The sequence below is a fragment of the Desulfolutivibrio sp. genome, from assembly GCF_036584575.1.
Lineage (GTDB): Bacteria > Desulfobacterota > Desulfovibrionia > Desulfovibrionales > Desulfovibrionaceae > Desulfolutivibrio.
Genome location: NZ_JAZHDB010000040.1, coordinates 1 through 2,987, shown reverse-complemented (window position 1 = coordinate 2,987; position 2,987 = coordinate 1). Strand labels below are relative to the sequence as shown.

General features: G+C 64.6%; 3 protein-coding genes. 2 read left to right on the top strand and 1 reads right to left on the bottom strand.

Annotated elements, in window-relative coordinates; genetic code table 11:
- Window positions 1–141: 141 nt before the first annotated feature.
- A complete protein-coding gene (locus V3572_RS03230; RefSeq protein ID WP_332109535.1) occupies window positions 142–1,032 on the bottom strand; it encodes a CheR family methyltransferase in 891 nt (296 codons plus the stop codon).
- 323 nt (window positions 1,033–1,355) lie between these two features.
- Here V3572_RS03230 and V3572_RS03225 point away from each other — a divergent pair, with 323 nt between their 5' ends.
- Entirely contained in the window at window positions 1,356–1,772 is a 417-nt protein-coding gene (locus V3572_RS03225; protein WP_332109534.1) for a secondary thiamine-phosphate synthase enzyme YjbQ, read from the top strand.
- A 114-nt stretch (window positions 1,773–1,886) separates the two neighbouring features.
- On the top strand, window positions 1,887–2,987 hold a 1,101-nt coding region (gene xseA, locus V3572_RS03220), incomplete at its 3' end, for an exodeoxyribonuclease VII large subunit (protein WP_332109533.1).

The window sequence follows — 2,987 nt, the reverse complement described above, 5'->3', positions numbered from 1 at the left end:
TTGGCGCGCCCTGCGGCCACCGCCCGCCGCCGCGCTAAATCCGCTGATACGCCACGGCCCCGGAGCACCACCAAAAAACACGACCGTGTTTTTTACCTATCCCTTGCTTGGCGCGCCCTGCGGCCACCGCCCGCCGCCGCGCTAAATCCGCTGATACGCCACCGCGCCGGATATGAATTTGGGCCGGAAGGCCGAACTGATCTTATGCAGGGTCTCCGAATGCCCGAGCACCAAAAAACCGCCCGGGGCCAGATTTTCATAAAACGACCCCACCACCTTCTTCTTCATGGCGTCGTCGAAATAGATGATCACATTGCGGCAAAACACCACATGGGACTTGGGGATACGCTTGACGGCCAGGATGTCGTTTAAATTGAGCACCGAAAACGACGTGAGCGCCGCCACATGGGGCGCGACTTTGAGACCGTCCTTGACCACCGTGAAATACTTCTTTTTTATCGTCTCGGGGGTGGTCTTGAAGGCGTAGTCGGCATAGATCCCGGCCCGGGCCTTAGCCACCATGGCCGGGGAGAGGTCGCAGCCGGTGATCTGGATTTTCCAACGCCGGATGTCCACCCCGAGCTCCTCGTGGAGCATGATGGCCAGGGTGTAGGGTTCCTCGCCCGAGGAGCAGCCTGCGGACCAGATGTTGATCTCCAGGCGGCCCGCCTTGCGCTGTTCGGCCAGAAGCGGCAGCAGGATGTGGGTTTTGAACCCGTCGAGCTGTTTCAAGTCCCGATACAGGCTGGTCTCGTTGGTGGTCACCAGTTCGAAGACCAACTGCAATTCCTTGTCACGGCCCGGGTCGTGACGCAAAAGGCGCAGATAGTCGCCGAAGGACTTGAGCCCAAGCTCCCCCAGGCGCTTGCCGAACCGGTTTTCAAAAAGGTACTTGCGTTTTTCGTCCACCCAGATGCCGCATTTGGCGTAAATAAAGTCCCGAAGCTCCCGGAACTCGTCGTCGGTGATGGCCGCTGTACGCCGCAACAAAAGCGGCCCGGGGGCGGAGGTGGTGGAGAGAGATATGCTCATGGTTATGGACAAAGCTGGATTTCACCCGCTTTTAGCAGGGGTTGTTTCCGATGACAAGTCGATGCGCCGTTTTCTGGATCGTTTGAACGAAGCGTTCCGCAGGCATGTGCAGAAACATCGTTGCACATGCTGTGCATGACGCAGATTATACCTGAAACTGCATACGCCGTCATCAGACGAGGGGAGGCAAAGAAGCGGGCACCATGTCACTATGGCTTTTTTCCCGGCCGTGTGCAACGATTTTGAGGGCGGCGGGACACCCGCGCAAAATGGCGGCGACACCCGGAACACGGCGACCCACCCAGACAAGGAGACCACCGGCCATGAAAAGTTATCGCAAAGAACTGTGGATGCAGGTGCCCTCCCGGCGCGGCTTCGTGAACATCACCCCCGAGGTGGAGGCCTGCCTGCGCGAATCGGGCATTCAGGAAGGCCTGTGTCTGGTCAACGCCATGCACATCACCGCCTCGGTGTTCATCAACGACGACGAGCCGGGCCTGCACCACGACTACGAGGTCTGGCTGGAAAAGATCGCCCCCCATGAGCCCGTGAGCCAGTACCGCCACAATACGGGCGAAGACAACGCCGACGCCCACATGAAGCGCCAGGTCATGGGCCGCGAGGTGGTGGTGGCGGTCACCGGGGGACGCCTGGACTTCGGGACATGGGAACGCATTTTCTACGGCGAATTCGACGGCCGCCGCAAAAAACGGGTGCTGGTCAAGATCATCGGCGAATAGGCCCGGCCGTCCTTTCCGGCCGCGCCCCGGGTCTTTCCCGGTTGCGTTGACAGGCCCAAACACCATCGCATAAGCAAACACCCTCGCCCCGCCGGAGGGCAGGGAGACGGTTGCATGGCGCACATCTTTCGGGTTGGCGAACTGACACGGGCGGTCAAGGAGGTGCTTGAGGCCGAATTCCCGCTGGTGTTCGTGCGCGGCCAGATCTCCAACCTGTCGCGCCCCTCGTCGGGGCACATCTATTTCACCCTGAAAGACCCCGAGGCGGCCCTGGCGGCGGTGTGGTTCCGCGGGGCCCACGGCGGGACCACGACCGGAACCGGGGAACGCTACAACCCGGTCACCGGCGAGGTTTTGGAGCCGGGGGCGGCCCTGCGGCTTACCGACGGCATGGAGGTCTTGTGCGCCGGTCGGCTGACGGTCTATCCGCCGCGCGGGGCCTACCAACTGGTGGTGGAGATGGTGGAGGAGCTCGGCGCGGGCAGGCTCCACCAGGAGTTCGAGGCCTTAAAGCGCGAACTGGCCGCCCTGGGCTATTTCGACGCCGGTCGCAAACGCCCCCTGCCGCCCCACCCTGTCCGCGTGGCCGTGGTCACCGCCAGCACCAGCGCCGCCGTGCGCGACTTCATCAAGGTCGGCCGGGGGCGCGGCTTCGGCTGCCAGGTGCGCATCCACGACACCCCGGTGCAGGGCGAGGCCGCGCCCGGGCGCATCGCAGCGGCCATTTCGGACATCGGCCGCCAGGGCTGGGCCCAGGTGGCGGTGCTCATCCGGGGAGGCGGGTCCATCGAGGATCTGTGGGCCTTCAACACCCGGGTCGTGGCCGACGCCGTTTTCGCCTGCCCCGTGCCCGTGCTCACGGGCGTCGGGCACGAGGTGGACACCACCATCGCGGACATGACGGCCGACGTGCGGGCCGCCACCCCGTCCCATGCGGCCCAGACCCTGTGGCCCGAGCGGCGGATCTACATGCAGCGCGTGGACGACCTGGAGACCGCCGCCGTGGCCGCCGTGCGCCGCCTCCTGGCGGAGAGGGAGGCGCGCCTGGCCCACCTGACCCGGGGGCTGTCCTGGCTGTCCCCGGCTGGGCGCCTGGAGCGCGCGGCCCTGACCCTGGCCGCCCTGTCCGGGGGGCTCACCCGGGCCGCAGCGGCCCTGGCGCTTGTGCATGTCGTAGATCTCGCCGCAGGAGGTGGGCTTGCCGTGAAAGTCCCT

Coding starts and splice junctions, on each gene's coding strand:
- V3572_RS03230 (WP_332109535.1), bottom strand. CDS start 1,032: ATGAGCATATCTCTCTCCACCACCTCCGCCCCCGGGCCGCTTTTGTTG.
- V3572_RS03225 (WP_332109534.1), top strand. CDS start 1,356: ATGAAAAGTTATCGCAAAGAACTGTGGATGCAGGTGCCCTCCCGGCGC.